Source organism: Pseudomonas sp. B21-041 (assembly GCF_024748675.1).
GTDB classification, from domain to species: domain Bacteria; phylum Pseudomonadota; class Gammaproteobacteria; order Pseudomonadales; family Pseudomonadaceae; genus Aquipseudomonas; species Aquipseudomonas neuropathica.
Window position 1 is genome coordinate 4,011,952 of record NZ_CP087175.1, and the last position, 18,618, is coordinate 4,030,569.

General features: G+C 60.3%; 10 protein-coding genes. 8 read left to right on the forward strand and 2 right to left on the reverse strand.

The features are described from left to right. Positions 1 to 32 precede the first annotated feature (32 nt). The 8 genes from LOY43_RS17675 to LOY43_RS17710 all read left to right on the forward strand — a co-directional run bounded on the left by LOY43_RS17675 (position 33) and on the right by LOY43_RS17710 (position 13,056). Positions 33 to 1,001 carry a fimbrial protein gene (locus tag LOY43_RS17675; protein ID WP_150774795.1) on the forward strand — a complete coding sequence of 323 codons (969 nt, stop codon included), beginning with the start codon at positions 33 to 35 and terminating at the stop codon, positions 999 to 1,001. A 55-nt stretch (positions 1,002 to 1,056) separates the two neighbouring features. Then, complete coding sequence (locus LOY43_RS17680) at positions 1,057 to 3,870, forward strand: ATP-binding protein (RefSeq protein ID WP_116030160.1); 2,814 nt, start codon at positions 1,057 to 1,059, stop codon at positions 3,868 to 3,870. After that, entirely contained in the window at positions 3,857 to 5,044 is a 1,188-nt protein-coding gene (locus tag LOY43_RS17685) for an EAL domain-containing protein (protein ID WP_116030161.1), read from the forward strand. Before LOY43_RS17680 ends, LOY43_RS17685 begins: the two co-directional genes overlap by 14 nt. Before the next feature lie 87 nt (positions 5,045 to 5,131). Beyond that, a complete protein-coding gene (locus tag LOY43_RS17690) occupies positions 5,132 to 8,293 on the forward strand; it encodes a hybrid sensor histidine kinase/response regulator (RefSeq protein ID WP_258708483.1) in 3,162 nt (1,053 codons plus the stop codon). A 22-nt stretch (positions 8,294 to 8,315) separates the two neighbouring features. Further along, on the forward strand, positions 8,316 to 8,963 hold the full coding sequence (locus tag LOY43_RS17695) for a response regulator (RefSeq protein ID WP_122843759.1): 648 nt from the start codon (positions 8,316 to 8,318) through the stop codon (positions 8,961 to 8,963). 106 nt (positions 8,964 to 9,069) lie between these two features. Continuing rightward, on the forward strand, positions 9,070 to 9,657 hold the full coding sequence (locus tag LOY43_RS17700; protein ID WP_116030164.1) for a fimbrial protein: 588 nt from the start codon (positions 9,070 to 9,072) through the stop codon (positions 9,655 to 9,657). Between the two features lie 74 nt (positions 9,658 to 9,731). Continuing rightward, positions 9,732 to 10,478, forward strand: coding sequence for a molecular chaperone (locus LOY43_RS17705; protein ID WP_116030165.1), 747 nt, complete (start codon positions 9,732 to 9,734; stop codon positions 10,476 to 10,478). A gap of 85 nt (positions 10,479 to 10,563) precedes the next feature. After that, complete coding sequence (locus LOY43_RS17710; RefSeq protein WP_116030166.1) at positions 10,564 to 13,056, forward strand: fimbria/pilus outer membrane usher protein; 2,493 nt, start codon at positions 10,564 to 10,566, stop codon at positions 13,054 to 13,056. Positions 13,057 to 13,186: 130 nt separating this feature from the next. Here LOY43_RS17710 and LOY43_RS17715 read toward each other — a convergent pair whose 3' ends face one another. Then, positions 13,187 to 16,861, reverse strand: coding sequence for a translocation/assembly module TamB domain-containing protein (locus LOY43_RS17715; RefSeq protein ID WP_258708484.1), 3,675 nt, complete (start codon positions 16,859 to 16,861; stop codon positions 13,187 to 13,189). Further along, on the reverse strand, positions 16,858 to 18,585 hold the full coding sequence (locus tag LOY43_RS17720) for an autotransporter assembly complex family protein (RefSeq protein WP_220556502.1): 1,728 nt from the start codon (positions 18,583 to 18,585) through the stop codon (positions 16,858 to 16,860). The genes LOY43_RS17715 and LOY43_RS17720 overlap by 4 nt, the downstream gene beginning before the upstream one ends. Between the last annotated feature and the right edge of the window lie 33 nt (positions 18,586 to 18,618).

Genomic DNA, 18,618 nt, shown 5'->3' on the forward strand with positions numbered 1-18,618 from the left:
CCGCTCATCGGCCGACACGTAAAGCCCTACTAATGAAGCGTTTCAAACTCCACCGCCCGCTCCTGCTCTCTATCGCAGTCACTCTGTTTGCCTGCGCTTCGAACGCGATGGCCGGCAGTTGTGTGGTAGTCGACTCAAAACTCGACACGCTCAACTTCGGCGCCAGCCTGGCCAGTTCAACCCTGACCATTCCTGCCGACACACCCAATGGCACCGTGGTTTATCAGGACACCGTGCAGTCGACCGCTCACATCTGGAGCTGCTCAAAGACGTCCATGTTCGGCATTCTGATGAATCCGAAGTTAGGCACCGCCAGCGGTACGGAAACTCTTTTTCCGTTAGGCAAAAGCGGGCTTTCCTACCGGGTCTGGTTTGCCGCGCTAGACCGCTACCAATCAGCGCCGCAGGCCATCGCGCCCAACACCAGCTATGGCTTCGGTGCAAACTCGGTGCGCCTGGAAATCGTCAAGACCGGCGAGCTGGCGTCGAAAGTCAACATCGATGCGGGGTATCTGGGCAGCCTGCAGGACGATGATCTGATCCTGAAAAAACTCAACCTGATGAACCCCATCGTACTGAACGCCGCCTCCTGCGAGACACCTTCCGTCCCGGTGGCCATGGGCGACGATTATCAACTTCATGAATTTCGCGAAGCCGGCGCCAAGCCGCGCACGGTGCGCTTCGATATCGCCCTGAACCAATGCCAGACCGGCATCAAGAAAGTCACCTATTCGCTCAAGGCCAACACGCCAGTGATCGACGCGACCAAGGGCATCGTCGCACTGAATGCCGGGTCCACCGCCAAAGGCATCGGCCTGCAAGTGATGAATGAAGCGGGCCAGCCGATCGCTTTCGACACGACCTACCCGTTCGATGCTTTCAACACCACCGGGCTCAACTTCAAGATCCCGTTGTCAGCCGCTTATTACCGCCTGGGCAATGAAGAACTCAGCGCGGGCAGCGCCAATACCGAAGTGACTTTCATCGTCAATTACTTGTGAAGTCTTTAAGAATCGTCTGATTTTCGCCGCCCCCGGCCACCCCTACTGTGCCGGCATGCGATTGAAGAATTACCTCCACCAGATCAGCCCGGTCCTGTCCACGCCCCATGCTGCGCGACGTTTGTTGCGCATTTTTGCGTGGGTGTTGCTGGTGGGCATCCTCGGTGGCGTGTACAGCTTTCTGCTGTTCACCTTCAACAATGAGATCTCCCAGCGGCGCAGCTACATGAGCAGCGCCATTGCCGAGGCGCATACGTTTTTCACTACGCGCGAGGCGCTGCTGGAAAGCCTGAGTTTGTCGGCGACTCGGCAGACTGCGTTAAGCGCGCCGCTGTCCGAAGAGGAAATTCGACTGTTGCTCGGACAACCCCCGGGCAAGCAATGGAGCATCTGGCTGACCCAGCGCATGCGCGACTACCTGCAGGCGCGCAAACTGAACCTGCTCTACGTCAGCAGCGGCGCCAAGGTGCAGGTCTGGCGTCTGTACAACACGACGCCCATGGCCGGCGATTTTCCGCGTGCGATGCTTGATCGCCTGGAAACCCTCAAGCGTGACAACACCAGCGCCCTCAAAGAAATCTGGCTGACCCACAATTCGCAAGGGCACTCGCAGCTGTACATTTTTATTCGTCTGGATGATCGCGACCTCGATTCCGGCTGGCTCGGTCTGGAAATGGACGACCGCGAAGTCTCCAGCGCATTGAGCGACCATAGCGCCGGCGAGTTCACCATGTTCAACTCGCAAGGCATGCCACTCTTCAGCAACAGCCACAAGCCGCCGCCCGGGCAGGATCTGCCGCTGTTGCGCCAACAGGATTTCTTCGGCTTCGTCGGAGACGGCTGGCTGCCCGAGCAATTGGTGTTGCGCAAACAGCTGAAATCGTCGGACTGGCAGTTGACCTATTCCATCGACTTGCTCGCAGTGTTGTGGGCGTTGTGGCCACAGATGCTTGGCGCGCTGGCCTTCTGCGTGGCCAGTATCAGCTTGGTCTGGCTGCTGATCCGGCGTCTGGAACATCGCTTCATCATGCCGACCCTGCAACGCATTCAAGCGTTGGTCGAAAGTGAGCTGTTCAGCCGCGACGTGATCCAGACCGCGCCAGTGGCGCTCTGCGTATTACGCCGCAGCGATGCTCAAGTGGTGCTGGAAAATACCCTCGCGCAGCAATGGCTGGGCGCCTGCAGCGAACAACTCGGCCCCGGCTGGATCCGGGCTGCATTCGCGGAAAACGCGCCATGCCTGACCGACTACTTCGAGACCGCCGACGGTCGCCACCTGTACCTGAGCTGCGCGCCGACCCGCTACAAGGGCGAAGACGTGTTGCTTTGCGCCTTCAGCGACATCAGCGCACGCCGACAGATCGAAGCGGCGCTGGAGCAGGCGCGCCAGTCGGCCGATGCCGCCAACGAAGCGAAAACCCTGTTTCTGGCGACCATGAGCCACGAAATCCGCACGCCGCTGTATGGCGTGCTCGGCACTCTGGAGTTGCTCGCTCGGACCCGGCTCGACGCTCAGCAGAAAGGTTACTTGCGAGCGATCGAAGGATCGTCGGCGACCCTGCTGCAATTGATCTGCGACGTGCTCGATGTGTCGAAAATCGAGGCCGGGCAATTGGCGCTGGAACTGAGTGATTTTTCCGTCGTGGCGCTCGCCCAAGAAGCCGTTCAAGGATACGCGGCGGCGGCACAGAGCAAAGGCTTGCAGCTGTACGCCTGCTTTGACCCGCAATTGCCCGACAGCTTGATCGGCGATGTCAGTCGCTTACGGCAGATCCTCAATAATCTGTTGAGTAACGCGGTCAAATTCACCGATTCCGGGCGCGTGGTGTTGCGGGTCAAAGTGCTGACCCGCGAAGGCGAACGCGTTTGCGTGCAATGGCAGGTCTCGGACACCGGGCGCGGGATTGCCCACGCGGATCAGGCCTTCATCTTCGAACCGTTCTACCAGACCCAAGGCAACAGCCATGAGGTTGCCGGTACCGGGCTGGGCCTGCCGATTTGCCTGCGCCTGACCCATCTGATGGATGGCACCCTGCGCATGGTCAGCGAGCCGGGGCTGGGCAGCAGTTTTTCCCTGACCTTGCCGCTGGAGCAGCGCTCGGGTAATGCGCAGCCTGAGGGCAAGGCGAAGCTCGCGGCCGATACCGTTTACGTGGTGTCGCCAGTGCGCGAGCTGGCCGAAAGCCTCGCTGGCTGGTTGCGCCGCTGGGGCGCTCTGCCGCATATCGGCGCACCGGCCAGCCACGACGGTGCCGACGATGGCGTGTTGCTTGAGTTGTGGCCTGCGCCGATGGAACAGCGCCGAGAACTGCGCTGGGCAGGGCCACGTATTCTGGCGAGCGGCGATGGCGCGTGGGAGTCGCTGAGCAAAGGCGACGGCTGGCTCGTCAACCTGAACGATCTGGCCGCGATCCGCCAGGCGGTGTGCCAAGCGCAGGGCGGTCCCGTCATCGAGCATCAACACCCCGCTCAAACCCAGGTGCTGGCGGCGTTACACCTGCACATCCTCGTCGCCGAAGACAATGCGATCAACCAACTGATCCTGCGTGACCAATTGCAGGAACTGGGCTGCACGGTGACGTTGGCCAGCGATGGCGAAGAAGCCTTGTCACTCTGGCAGGACGACAGCTTCGATGTCGTCCTGACTGACGTGAACATGCCACATCTCAACGGCTACGAACTGGCCAAGGCCCTGCGACACCTGGGCTGCACCACGCCGATCATCGGCGCCACCGCCAACGCCCTGCGCGGTGAAGAGGCGTTGTGCCTGGCCGCCGGCATGAATCACTGCCTGATCAAACCTTTCACGTTGCGAGCCTTGTCGACCGCACTGGCTCCCTACCAACGAGTCGCCGATGAAGTCCTCTAGCCTACTGATTGTCGAAGATCACCCATTTCAGCATCTGTACTTGCAGAACCTGTTCAATGCGCTGGGCGTGTTCGATCTGGAATTTGCCCGGGACGGCGAAGAAGCCCTGCACCGCCTGCAAAATCGCGAATTCGATCTGGTGCTTACCGATCTGTTGATGCCGGGCATGGACGGCGTGCAGTTCATTCAGGGCCTCGCGATGCAGAAATCGCGCCCGGCACTGGCGATCATGAGCGCCGCCTCGCGGCGCATGCTGATGGGTGCGAGCCTGGTGGCGAGCAATCTGCAGGTGAAGGTCATCGGGCTGATTTCCAAACCGGTCAACAGCGCGGCATTGCACTGCCTGATCGAGCAGTTGCAGGCGTTGCGTCAGGACGCGCCTGTTGCCGCGCATACCGGTATTGATCGGCAGAGCATTTTGCGCGCGCTGGACAACGGTGAGCTGCAAGCCTGGTTTCAACCCAAGAAGGCGCTGGACAATGGCCGCATCGTCGCCGCCGAAGCACTGGTGCGCTGGGTGCACCCCGAACATGGCATGTTGTTACCGGGGTTATTTCTGCCGGTGCTGATCGCCCACGACCTTGAAGAACATCTGCTCTGGCGCATGCTGGAACAGGCGATTGCCGCCCAGGCAATATGGCGCCAGCAAGGCTATGACATTCCGGTGTCGATCAATCTGCCCACGCACTTGCTCAACAGCCACGACCTGCCCGATCGCATCCTCGCCTTTGTCCTGCAACACAACGGTCTGCCGGCGCGGATCTGTTTCGAGCTGATGGAATGCTCGGTGCCCGACGACATCAGCAATTTCTACGCCGGAGCCTGTCGCTTGCGGATCAAGGGTTTCGGCTTGTCTCAGGATGATTTCGGCAAAGGCTACAGCGCCTACATGAACCTGGTGTCGGCGCCGTTTACCGAGCTGAAAATCGACCGTGCACTGGTCCAGGGTTGCAACAGCAACGCCGAACTGGCGCAAGCGCTGACCAGCATCGTCACCCTGGGTCGGCAACTGGGCCTGACGGTGGTGGCCGAAGGCGTGGAAACCGCGCAAGAACTTGCTCTGTTGCGTAAGATCGACTGCACTCAGGTTCAGGGTTTCCTGATTTCCCACGCAGTGTCTTCGGAGCAGTTCCAGCAGTTGCTCAGCCACGACGGCCCGGCGAATGTCTGGTGACCGGCACAATGCAGTGGACAATCACCACTTGCCATCGAGGCCATCCATGTTCACTCGCGTAATCACTTTCTTTGACCGGGCGTGTTGATGCCGCATCCCAATGCCTTGCTGGAAAAACTCGCCAGCAGTTCACTGCGCCTGAACAAGGGCATGCTGATCCTCGGCGCGCTGGTTTTGCTGTTGCTGGGCATCAGCTATCTCGGCGTGCAGCGCATGGTCGAAGAACAGCGCGATACCATGCAGTTCCACTTCGCCCGGCTGATGGAAAACATTCGCGAGCAGGAAGCGTTTCTCGGCGATATCTCACGGGCCAGCGACAAGGGCGAGTACTTCCCGGAAACCGTGGCGCCGCCGGTGGTGCAAAAGCGTTTGCCCGAAGAAGGGCCGAACATTTATGAAGGCCGTGGGCTGCCGTTCTCGCTGCCATTCAGCGTCAAGATCGATCCCGAGCGAATCGCTCCCAGCCAACACCCCAAGGTGTTTGCCCTCGGCAGCTATCTGGCAGCGTATTACAGCGCCTTCTGGGCGGCCTCGCATTACCAGTCGCCGCAGGTGATCCTGCTCAACGGCCCGGACAATTTCGATATCGCCGTGCCCGCCGCCGGTCGTCTGCGAGGTGCGGGGCCAACGCAAATCAGCACCTTCGTCGAGATCATGACCCAGAAGAATCTGCAACGGCGCGCGCAGACTTCAGCGCAAGTGCAGTGGGCGCCCTACCCGTTCGCTGCGGACGACAACGTGACGCCGAGCCTGCTCGCTTATGTACGGATCAACCTGAGCAAACCGACGCTGACCATTGAAAGGGCGAATTCCTGGGTAGTGCTCGGCTCGCTGCTGAAGCTCTCGCAAGTCAACAATATCGAGCGTTTGATGAAATGGTCGATCTACGATGACTTCACCCTGATCACGCCCAGCGGCACAGTGTTGATCGGCGAACTCAAGCCTGATCGGGTGCTCAATGAAGGCGCAAACCTGACCCGCGACGGTCTGGTGTTCAAGCTGAGCAGCCCCGGTGAACGGCACTGGACGGCGATCTATGTGATCAGCGTGCAGAGTTTTCTCGATTACGCATTATGGCCATTGCTGTGTCTGCTGGGCTTGGTGCTGGTAGTGCTCGGCAGTGGCCGAGCGCTGAATCGCTGGTACGCGCAACGGGTGATTTTGCCCGCACAAAGTGCCCACGCAAGCATCGCCGAAAGTGAAGCGTTCAGCCGTGCGGTCATCGATACCGCACCGACCGGCCTGTGCGTGATCAGCCGTCGTGATCATCAGGTCTTGCTGGAAAACCAGCGCGCCCAGCAATGGCACGACACCCAGGAATTGATCAGCCTGCTCGAACAACAAGGCGCGACCGGCCATGGCCACGCGGAGCTTGAGATCGACGGCCGGCATTTGCACGTGGCCTTCATCGCCACCCGTTATCAGGGCCAGGACGCGTGGCTGTGTGCGCTGCACGATGTCACCCGCCATGTCGAAGATGCAGCGGCACTGGAAGTCGCCCGTCAGGCGGCCGATTCGGCCAATCAGGCAAAAAGCCGTTTTCTGGCAACCATGAGCCATGAAATCCGCACGCCGCTGTATGGCGTGCTCGGCACCCTGGAACTGCTTGGCCTGACCGATCTCGCGCCGCGTCAGCAGGCCTATCTGGAAACCATTCAGCGCTCGTCCGCCAGCCTGTTCAAACTGATCAGCGACGTGCTGGATGTGTCGAAAATCGAGGCCGGGCAGATGAACCTTGAGCTTCAGCCGTTCTGCCCGCTGGAGCTGACCGAAGACGTGGTGCGCAGCTACGGCGCGTTTGCCCGAGGCAAAGGTCTGCAACTGTACGCCTGCATTGATGCGGCATTGCCGGATCAACTGCTCGGTGATGCGCAACGCATTCGCCAGATCCTCAACAACCTGCTGAGCAACGCGATCAAGTTCACCGATAACGGGCGCGTTGTGGTGCGCGTTGTGGTGCTGCAAAGCACTGGCGGCCGCGCCGAGGTGCAGTGGCAGGTCAGCGATTCCGGCGTGGGTATTTCCCAGGCACAGCAAGAGCAATTGTTCGACCCTTTCTATCAAGTCAATGAAGCCGATAGTCATGCCGGTGCGGGTCTCGGTCTGGCCATTTGCAAATGGCTGTGCGAGTTGATGCATGGCGAGTTGAATGTGGTCAGCGAACCGGGCCTGGGCAGTCGCTTCAACCTGCAACTGGCGCTGGATTGCGCGCCGGGCAGGCTCGCCGATTGCCCGGCCTTCGAGGCCGGCAGCGCCGCCGTTTACGTGCGCGCACCGGTCGCCGAACTGGCGCAGCATCTGCTCGGCTGGCTGCACCGCTTTGGTCTGGATTGCCGTCTGGTGACGCACGAGTTGCCGTCGTCTTCCGCGCTGCTGGTGGATCTTGCGCCGCTGACCCACGCCACGGTTTTCGATGGCCAGCGAATCGTCGCAATACCGGGCGGCCCCAACCCGGCACAGATCAGCGGCAGCGGCTGGCAGGTCGATGCCGACGATGTGCGCGCGATTGGCTGGGCGATCGCGCTGGCAAGGCACGACGCCCATCAGCGGCGCGTACCCGAGCAGCAGGAAAATACCCGAGCACTGAACCTGCGCGTGCTGGTGGCCGAGGATAATGTGATCAACGCAGCGGTCATCCAGGAACAACTGGAGGCACTAGGCTGCTCGGTGGTTGTCACTACCAACGGCGAACAGGCGCTGGAGCGATGGGCGCCGGGGCGCTTCGATATGCTGCTGACCGACGTCAACATGCCGATCATGAACGGCTATGAGCTGACCACAGCCTTGCGCGAACAGGATGCAACGCTGCCGATCATCGGTGTTACCGCCAACGCCTTGCGCGAAGAAGGCGAACGCTGCGCCGCTGTGGGTATGAACGCATGGTTGGTCAAACCGCTGAACCTGGCGACGCTGCGCGCGCAACTGCAAAGCCACTGCCAGATTCCGATCGCGCAGGTCGCTGACATCCCGCCAGCGCTATCGCCGAAGATGCGCGAGCTGTTTGTCTCGACACTGCACAAGGATATTCAGACCACCCTCAGCGCGCTGGATGCCGCCGACGCCAACAGCGTCGCGCAGCAACTGCACAGCATGGCCGGTGCGTTGGGTGCGGTGCAGGTCGAGGCGCTGGCCCAAGCTTTCGTTGCACTGGAATGCCGCCTGACCGGCATGTCGGTGACTCCCGCGCTGGCCGTAGAGGTTCGTCAACAACTGGCGCGCCTGACTGACCTGCTCGACGCCCTTGAATAATTTCACTCTGGATAAAGCACTCATGGAAACCTTCAACGTTGTCATCGCCGATGATCATCCCATCGTCCTGCTGGGGGTGCGGGAACTGGTCGAGCGCGACCGGCGCTTCAGCGTAGTCGGCGAGGCCGTGTGTTCCGATGGTTTGATCAAGCTGCTGAGGTCACAACCGGTGGATCTGCTGATCACCGACTTCAACATGCCCGGTGACTCGCCCTACGGTGATGGCCTGAAACTGGTGGAGTACGTGACCCGACACTTTCCCGCAGTGCGGGTGCTGGTGCTGACCATGATTTCCAACCCGTTGATCCTGACCCGCCTGCAAGAACTCGGCGTACTTGCAGTCATTCAGAAAAGCCAGTTGCACGTTGAAATAGAAGTGGCGCTCAAAGCCATCGCCAAGGGCAAGCGCATAAGCGGCCATCGAACGACGCCGACTTCGGTGCTGGACGATGGCGCCGATCTCGATGAACGTTTCTCCCGTCTATCGCCCAAGGAACATGAAATCCTGCGCTTGTTTGTTCAGGGGCAAGGCGTCAATGAAATCGCCCGAGGTCTGAATCGAAGTGCAAAGACAATCAGCACGCAGAAGATTTCGGCCATGCGCAAACTGGATGTCAGCAGTGATCAGGAGCTGCTGACTTACTGCATCGAACGCAACTTGTTCAATTGACAGACTGTTGCCCCTCGCAACTTGCTGGTTTCTAGGGATTGTCTGATGTTGCAGCGCCCAACCGGGTTTTATCGTGTTGTCTTTACCCCACCAATGGAAAAGCAACATGAAAAAGCTGTCTCGCACGCTTCTCGCCCTGTCGATCTTCGCTGCCGCTAATGTCCTGGCGGCCGATCCGGTTGTGCCTACCAAGGCTGGCAGCGGCACCATCAACTTCACCGGCACCATCAACAACGATGCCTGCTCGGTCGAAGGCGCCGGCAAGGACAAGACCATTTCGGTGAACATGGGCGAAGTGTCGATCAAGGACATGGGCACCGCCACCGCGCCAAAAGGCAACGGCACGCTGAGCGTCGAGAACTTCGACATGAAGATCAACTGCAACGCTGGCACCAAAGTGGCAATGATCTTCGAACCAACCAAGGGCGCAGGCTCGGGTATCGAAACCGGCACCAAGGTCTTGAAACTGATCGACGGCCTGGGCTCGGCAAAAGGTATCGGTATCGCCTTGCTTGATGCCAACGGTGCAGTAATCGACCTGACTTCGCCGACTACCGCGCGCATCGAAAACACCCTGCAGGACAGCAACACCACGCTGAAATTCTCGGCCGCCTACGTGACCACCGTCGATCCGAAACTGGCCGTTGCCGGCCGTGGCGACGCGACCCTGCCGTTCACCCTGCAATACGAATAAATCGCGCGATTCATCGAGCACTGTGCGGGGCCGAACGGTCCCGCACTTTCTTTCACTCTGCGCGGTAATTCTTCATGTTTTTACGTCCTTCCCTGTCCCTTTGCGTCGGCCTTCTGGGCCTGCTCGCCGTCAATCAGGCCATGGCTGGCATTTCCCTGAGCAGCACTCGACTGATATTCGACGGCAAGCACAAAGAAGCCGGCATCACCGTGCGCAACAGCGGTGCAGACGTGTTGATTCAGTCCTGGGTCGATACCGACAGCGACGAAGCCTCTGTGCCCTTTGCCGTCACTCCACCGCTGGTGCGCGTCAGCGACGGAGAACAACAGATTCTGCGGGTCATCTACGAAGGCACCGGTATGCCCAAAGACCGCGAGTCGGTGGTGTGGTTGAACGTGCAGGAGATCCCGCAGTCGGCGAAAACCGCGAACACCCTGCAACTGGCGGTGCGCCAACGGATCAAGGTGTTCTTCCGCCCTGGCGGCCTGAACAACAACGCTTATCAGGCCCCGACCGAGCTGACCTGGCGACTGACCGAGCGCGCCGGCAAGAGCGTACTGGTGGTGAGTAATCCCGGGGTTTATCACGTCTCGATTGCCGACATCACTGTGCAATCCGGCGCCACACGCGAGCATCCGTTCGACTCGATGATGATCGCCCCTGGCGAAGAAAAAGAGTTTGTTCTCAAACAACTTCACACGGCAGGTTCCCCGCGCCTGTTGTTCAGCAGCATCAACGACTACGGCGCCAGAGACCGTTATGTCGCGCAACTTTCCGGCAGCGCCGCAGTAAGCGCCAGCCTGGATAAAGAATCGCCATGACTCGCGTGCTGCTTTAACAGCCGCACTTTCACTGTATTTCTCTTCGCTCCGTTAGTTCGTATCGGAGGTGATATAGGGTTCCTGCATGTTTTTATTCAAGCGCGATGGCCTGGCACCGTTTTCGGTTGCTCTGGTCTTCAGCACAACCTGTCTGGCTGACGCCGAAGAGCAATTCAATACCTCGTTTCTGCAAGGCGCGACGTCTGCCATCGACCTGCAATCGCTGCTCGCCGGCAGCCGCGTGCTCCCCGGCACTTACCGGGTCGATCTGTATGGCAACGATATGCTGGTGGGCCGCCGCGATATCGCCTTTCGGCGTCTCCCCGACAGTCACAAGGTCCAAGCCTGTCTGACTCTGGACATGCTCAAGCAACTGGGCGTGGATATTGGCAAGCTGCAAGCCAGCGGCAAACTCGACGTCGCCGATGCGGATGCCTGCCTCGACCTGCCCGCGCTGATCGATCATGCCACCGTGCGCTATGACGTGCCGCGCCTGCGTTTGCTGGTCAGCGTGCCGCAAAGTGCCATGGAGCGTGGCCGCCGTGGTTATGTCGATCCGGCGCTGTGGGACGAAGGCGTACCCGCAGCGTTCATCAATTATCAGGTGAGCAGCAACCGCAACAGCACCGATGCCCAGACCACGATTGCCAATAACGTCGGCCTGCGCAACGGCATAAACCTTGGCGGCTGGCGCCTGCGTAACGAGTCGAACTTCAACAGCAGCACCGGCCAGCCAAGTACGTTCAAGAGCAACCGCAGCTACCTGCAACATGACGTCACCGCGCTGAAGGGCCAGTTCAGTGCCGGGGATATTTTCTCCGACGCCGACCTGTTCGACAGCGTGCGTTATCGCGGCCTGAAACTGGCCTCCGACGACGGCATGCGCGCCGACAGTGAGCGCGGCTATGCGCCGGTGATTCGCGGCATTGCGCAATCCAGCGCCACGGTAGAGATTCGCCAGAACAATTACATTCTGTACACCGCCAACGTACCGCCCGGGCCGTTCGAGATCAGCGACATTTACCCCAGCGGCTCCAACGGCGATCTGGAAATCACCGTAATCGAAGCCGATGGCCGGCGCCGGGTCACGGTGCAGGCTTTTTCAAGCCTGCCGATCATGGTGCGCGAAGGCCAGTTGAAGTACAGCGTTTCGGCGGGCCGCTACAACAGCAACAGCGATGACCAGCAAACGCCGGAATTTATCAGCAGCACCGTGGCTTATGGCGTCAGCAGTAACCTGTCGGCGATTGTCGGCACTCAGGCCACCGAGGATTTTCAGGCACTGTCGATCGGCGCCGGTCGCAACACTGCCATCGGGGCGATCTCGCTCGATCTGACCCACTCCAGCAGTCGCACCTTCGGCCAGACGCTCAAGGGCAACAGCCTGCGCGCGTTGTACGCCAAGACCTTTACCGGTACTGACACCAACTTCACCCTCGCCGCTTATCGCTATTCGACCGAGGGCTATCGCACCTTGAGCGAACACGTCGAAGAGCTAAGCCGTGAGGGTGAGCAGCGTAGCGGCAACTCGAAAACCCGCACCGACCTCACTGTCAACCAGAGCCTGGGGCGCAATCAGCAGTTCGGCAGCATCTACCTCAACGCCAGTGATCAGCGCTATTGGGGCCGCGGCGGTTCGCAGAGCCTGTCGGCCGGTTACAGCAATTATTGGGCTGACGTCAGCTACAACCTCAGCGCGACTTACACCAAGGATGTCGGCAACTACGGCCCGGCGAACAACGACACTTTGTTCAATCTCTCAGTGTCGTTTCCGCTGGGCTCAAAGCCCCGCGCGCCGCGAGCGTTCGTTTCGGCCAGCACGCAGAAAGATGACAGCAGCACCCAGGTCGGCATCAACGGTTACCTGTCCGAAGACAGCGACACCTATTACTCAGTGCAGGGAGGCAACAGTCGCACCGGCGGCAGTACGGGGTCGGCCAACCTCAGCACGCGAACCCCAGTGATGGACATCAGCGCCGGCTACAGTCAGGGCCGTGGCTACAACTCGCAGAGTCTCAACGTGGCCGGATCGATTGTCGGCCACGCGGGCGGGATCAACCTGGGGCAGACCGTCGGTGAGACTTTTGCGCTGGCGCAGGTCGACGGTGTCAAAGACGTGAAGATTGCCAGTTTCTCGGGCGCGAAAACCGCCGGTAATGGATTCGCTGTGGTGTCCAATGCGCAGCCGTATCGGGTCAACTGGATCAGCCTCGACACCCGCGACCTGGGCGGCGACTTTGAAATTGAAAACGCCACCCAGCAAGTGGTACCGCGCCGTGGTGCCGTGGTGCTAGCGCGCTACGCGAGCAAAACCGGACGCCGGGTGCAGTTTTCTCTGTTCGACGCGCACCACCAGCCGATCCCGTTTGGCGCCGCACTGGAGGACGCCGCCGGCAAGCAACTGGCGATCTCCGACCCGAGCGGCAAGGCACTGGCGCTGGTCGCGGACGACGCCGGCACCCTGACCATCAATTGGCAAGGCCAGCGCTGCGAGGCGTCGTATGCACTGCCCGAGCGGGACAAGGCGTTGAACTACGAGCGGGCCTCCCTGGTGTGCCGCGCGCCAGTGGCTGACTGAGAAGACGCCATCGCTGGCAAGCCAGCTCCCACAAAGTCCTTGGCGCACACAACAATCATGTACGCCACAGAAGCTTGTGGGAGCTGGCTTGCCAGCGATTGAAGCGACTCGGTTCAGGAGAAAGCGCGATCTAGAAATCGCGCTTGTAGAAAATATCCAGCGAACTGGCCACGCCACTGGCCGCTTCGACGTAAACCTTCTTGCTCAGCTTATAGCGCAGCGCAATGGTGCTGGCCGGTTCAAACACGCCAACGCCATAACGCAAACTGAGCTTCTCGGTAATATTACCGCTGGCCACCACACTGGTGGCATCGCCGCTGCCTGCGGTGTCCAGCTGAAAGTCCTGAATCCCCAGATCCTTGGCCAGACTGCTGGTGACCCCGGAACTGCCCATCAAGCCCAGACCCAACGCCGCTTGCGCGAGCATGTTGTTGTCTTCGCCGTTGGTGCTCAGCGGTCGGCCGAGGACCAGATAGGAAAGCGCCTGCTCCTGGCTCATCGCCGGCTCGGAGAAGATCTGTGTGGTCGGCTGCTCGGCGCTGCCGCTCAGGCGAATACCGGCGATCACGTCGTCGGTCTGGCGGATCGCTTCGATGTCCAGATACGGCTGATCGAGGGGGCCGGCGAACAACAGACGCGCACGGCGCACTTGCAGGCGCTGGCCGTAGGCACTGTAGCGGCCGTCGTTGAGCCACAGTTCGCCACGGGTGTCCATGTTGTCGCCGATGTGCACATGGCCTTTCACGTTGGCAGTCAGGCCAAATCCAGCGAAGGCCAGTTTGTCTTCGCCGACCACCACGTCGATGTCCATTTTCATCGCCATCGGCGGTTTGCCCTCTTCGGTCTGCGCGCCGACGATGATCGTGTCATCGGAGACTTTCACCGTTGATGGCGGCAATTCGCGCACGGTGATTTCGCCTTTGGGCACCTGCACTTTGCCAGCGATTTTCAGCTCGTCGCCGGCCATGGAAATCTTCAGGTCCGGCGCCACTTCGAGCTTGGCATAGGGCTCGACGGTGACCGGCAATTGCGTGCCCTTCAACGCCAGATCGACCACCAGCGCCTGCCCCCAGGCGACGTTGCCGTTGAGGCTGCCCTGCCCGTTCTTGCCGCTTTTCCAGCCGCCGTCGAGGCGTACCGATTCGCCGGCAATCAGCGCGGTGAGTTGCAGGTTCTGCAGTTCCATCGGCAACTCGGCGCCGGACACTTCACCGTCGCTGAGTTGCACGGTGCCGTTGACCAGCGGCGCGAGCAATCCACCGGAAATCGTGCCGCTGCCATTCAGGCGCCCGGTGAGTTTTTCAACCATCGGCACAAACGGCCGCGCCACCGACAAGTCCAGCCCGGAGAGACGGAACGAGCCGCTCAACGGTTTGTTTTTCGGCAGTGGATTGAGCTGCGCTTGCACCAGCAACTCGCCGAGTTTACCGCCGACGAAGTTGAGTTCAGTATCGACGCGCTTCGGTGTGAGTTTGCTAGTGAGTTTCAGGGTCTGGTACGGGAAGTCCAGCCACTGATCCTTTTCCTTCATGCGCAAGGTACCGCCGCTGGCGTCAATGCTGACAACACCGTTCGGACCGCTGGCTGGCAGATCCAATTGCAAATCGGCGTTGAGCTTACCCTTCCAGGCGAAATCTTTTGGCAGCCATTGCGCGAGGCTTTCGATCGGGAACTGCTTGAGGTGGTAGCGCAGTTTCGGCTCCGGCATCAGGCGCTGATCTTCACCGCACAGGCTGGCGTCGCCGGACATCCAGCAATGAGCGCCAAAGTTGATTTTACCGTCTGCCAGACGTTCGAGCTTGGCCGGGCTTTGCAGTTTCCAGTCCTGGCCACCCGCCTGAATATCGCCACTGGCCAGACGACCACGCCAGTTGCCCTTGTCCAGATTGCCATCCAGACCGAGGGCTAGTTTCAGCTTCGGCCCGATCAGGTCGAGGTTGAGTTTCTGGTTCTTGATGTCGCCCTGAGCGCTGGCAGTCAGCGTGCCCAATGAAGTGTCACCGGCCTGAATGCCGGCACCTTTCAGATCGATCTTCGCCCGTTGCGCACTGTCGAGGGTGGCATCGAGGTTGAGGCTTTGCAGGCGATTGTCCTGGAACGCCAGTTGCGAACCTTGCAGGTCGAGTTTGCCCTGCGGTGCTTTCAACGTACCGGCCACATTGACCTGACCGTTGACCTGCCCGCGCAGTTGCGGCCAGAGCTGAGCCAGACGCGACAGCTTGATATCAATCTGCCCGGTGAGTTTCTGTTGCAGACTGCCCTTGCCGCTGATGCTGTTGTCGCCGAGACGGATTTGCAGGGCATTCAGATTCCACTGTTCGCCAGCGCCATCAGCCTTGGCCTGGAGGATCGCCGGTTGACCGCGCAATTTGCCTTTCAAGTCGAGGTCGGCGGTGAGGCTCAGGCGTTCGTTTTTCATTTCGCCTTGGCTTTTCAGCGGTCCAGCTAACGTGCCCGGCAATTCGGCGACCCAGTACGCCGGGTTGAGCGCCGACAGTTCCAGCGCGGTGTCCCAGGCGATACCGTCGGCGAACTGCACATTCACATGGCCTTCAGCCTTGCCCTGCCCGGCTTCCATTTTCAGTTGCGGCAAGGCGACCTGTTTCAGGCTGCCGCTGAACGGACTGCTCAGGGTAAACGCGCCGGCCGGACCATCCAGAGCGGCGGCGAAGTTGCCGAGGTATTGACCATCGGTGTAGGAGACTTCGCCCGTGAAGGTGCGCAAAGCGACCTCAGGTTCGTCGATTTCGTTGTAGAGCCGATGCCACGGAAAGTCCTGCCAGTTGATTTTGGCTTGGGCGCTGAGGCCTTTACTCCAGTCGACGCTGCCGGTGAGTTTCAGGCTTTGTTTATCGTTGGCCGTCAGGTCGAGGCCGGCGATCTGCGCGCCGCTGGCGTCGACTTTGCCTTTGAGCAGCAGCGCCACCGGGCCTTTGTCGGCGGGTAGCGTGGCGTTGCCGTTGAGCTGGTAGCCGTTTTTCAGGTCGCCTTCACCGGTCAACAGCAATTGATTGAGTTGCAAGGTGTCCGGCAGGTCGGCGCTCGGCTTGAACGCGTCGCTGGTGATGCGCACTTTGGCTGGCAGATTTTCCGCCAGCGGTTGCAACTCGCCGCTCAACTGGCCATCAAGGTAACCACGGCTGTCGGCGTGCAGATTGAGGGTTTTCAACAGGTCGCCGTCGATCTTCAACGCCAGCGTCCAAGGCCCCGTGCCCGGCGACGGCAATGTCAGGTCACCGGCGATGTTCAGCGGCCAGTTGCCGCTCGGTTCAAGTGTGCCGAACAGGTTCAGGCTGAGCTCGTCGCGCTGCAATTTCACGCTGTCGATCTGCATGCCCTGCGCGGTCCAGTGCGCCGCCAGTTGCAAGCCCTTGAGCTGTTCGCTGCCGTTGAACAGCAGGCTGCCAACCTGCACGTCGCCCAGTTCGATGGCCACCGGCAATTGCAGATCCGGCAGTTTGATCGGACCGCTCTCGGTCGTCTCTTCGCTCGGCGGGAATTGCAGAATGACCTGATCTGCCTTGAGCTGTTCGATGCACAGAGTCATGCGCGTCAGGCACAGCGGCGACCAGGCGAAGATTGCCTGGTTCAGTTCGACGCGACTGCTGTCCTGCTGCCACAACAGATGATCGGCGCTCCATTGCCCGCCAAGGCGCCCCTGGAAATTCTCGACGCTGAGCCCCGGCACAAGGCCCAGTACCCAACGGCTGCCAGCCGCCGTGCCGAGTACGGCGGTGACGCTCAATACAATCAACAACACCAGCGCCAGCAGCGTCAGCGCCGTAATTTTCAAACCACGCTTCACAGCTCAGGCCCCATGGAAAAGTGCAGCCGGATGCCGCCATCGTCGTCGAGTGCGTGGGCCAGGTCGAGGCGGATCGGCCCCACCGGCGAGACCCAGCGCACACCAATGCCGACCCCGGTCTTGAGGTTCGGCAGTTCGAGTTTGTTGAAGGAGTTGCCCTGGTCGACGAAGGTCGCCACGCGCCATTTTTCGGCGATCGAGTATTGATACTCGACGCTGCCAGCGACCATGTAACGGCCGCCGATTCGGTCGCCATCGGAGTTTTTCGGCGACAGACTCTGGTAATCGTAACCGCGCACGCTCTGATCGCCACCGGCAAAGAAGCGCAGCGACGGCGGCACCGAGTTGTAGCCGTTGGTGGCGCTACCGCCGACCTGCACGCGACCGAGCAAGCGATGTTTGTCGAACACCGTGGTCAGGCCTTTGACCAGCGCGGTGCCATACAGAAGGTTGTTGTCCGAGCCGAGGCCTTCCTTCGCCACTTTGCTTTCGAAGCTCAGGCGATAGCCGTTGTGCGGGTCGATGCGGTTGTCGCTTTTCAGGTACGAGTAACTGATGCCAGGCATCAGCAAGGTACTCAGGCCCGAGTCGTCGCCGAGTTCATATTCTTCACGCTGCCATTTCAGCGAAATCACCCGCTGCCAGCCGCTCGGCAATTTGCTGTGCCATTCCGGGCCGAAGGTCAGCAGTTTGCTGAGCGTGTCGGAACCGTCGATGTCTTCGAACTGATAACCGCCGGCCCAACGCAGTTTGTCGGTCAGCGGCGGGTCAAGCGGGATGTCGTAGAACAGCCCGACGTTTTGCCGTGGCGCCGACAGCTCGGCTTCCCAGCCATAGCTGTCGCCTTGCGGGTTGACCCAATGGCGCGTCCAGTTGGCTTTGATGCGCGGGCCGACGTCGGTCGAATAACCGAGGCCCAGGCCCATGGTCCGTGGCTTGCGCGTGTCGAGTTTGACGTCGACCGGGATCACGTCATTTTTCGCGGTCGTCGGTGCGGCATCGACGCGCACGCCTTCGAAATAGCCGCTCGATTGCAGGTCGCGATTGAGTTCGGCGATCAGCTCGGAGTCGTACGGCTCGCCCTCCTTGAACGGCACCATGCGTTGCAGCAGGTCTTCATCGAACGGCGTATCACCTTCGAATTTGACTTTGCCCAGCGCATAACGCGGGCCGCTGTCGTAGATCAGTTCGATGTCGGCCACCCCGGCGCGCGGGTCGACCATAAGTTTTTGACGGGTGAAATGGCCACTGAAAAAACCGAAGCGCGAGGCCTGATTCTGAATAAGTCTTTTGGCGTCTTCGTAACGGCCATGGTTGAGCACCGCACCGGACTTGAGCGCGTCGCTTTTCGGTACACGAAAAGATTTGAGGGAGGCAGCCGGGCCGTCGACACGAATGGTGACGTTGCGCAGGTGAATAGGCTCGCCGGGATCGATGTTCAACACCAGGCGCGGCTTGTCGCCGCCCTTGACGTCACTTTCAATCTGCGGCTGGTAGTAGCCCAACGCCTGAGCCGCTTTGCGCGCCTGCTCTTCGGCACCGCGACTGAAGCGCTGCAGGGCTTCTTCGTCACGATCGCCGAGGCTGCCGATATAGCCTTCTATATTGGCCTTGAGTTCATCGTTGGACGGTTTGATCCGCACATCCAATTCACTTTGCGCCAGCGCCGTGCAGCTGGTTAACAGCAGGAGCACGCCACTGGTAAATCTTCCTGGAAACTTCATAGGCGCGGATGCTATCACGGGCTTGGGAGCGTG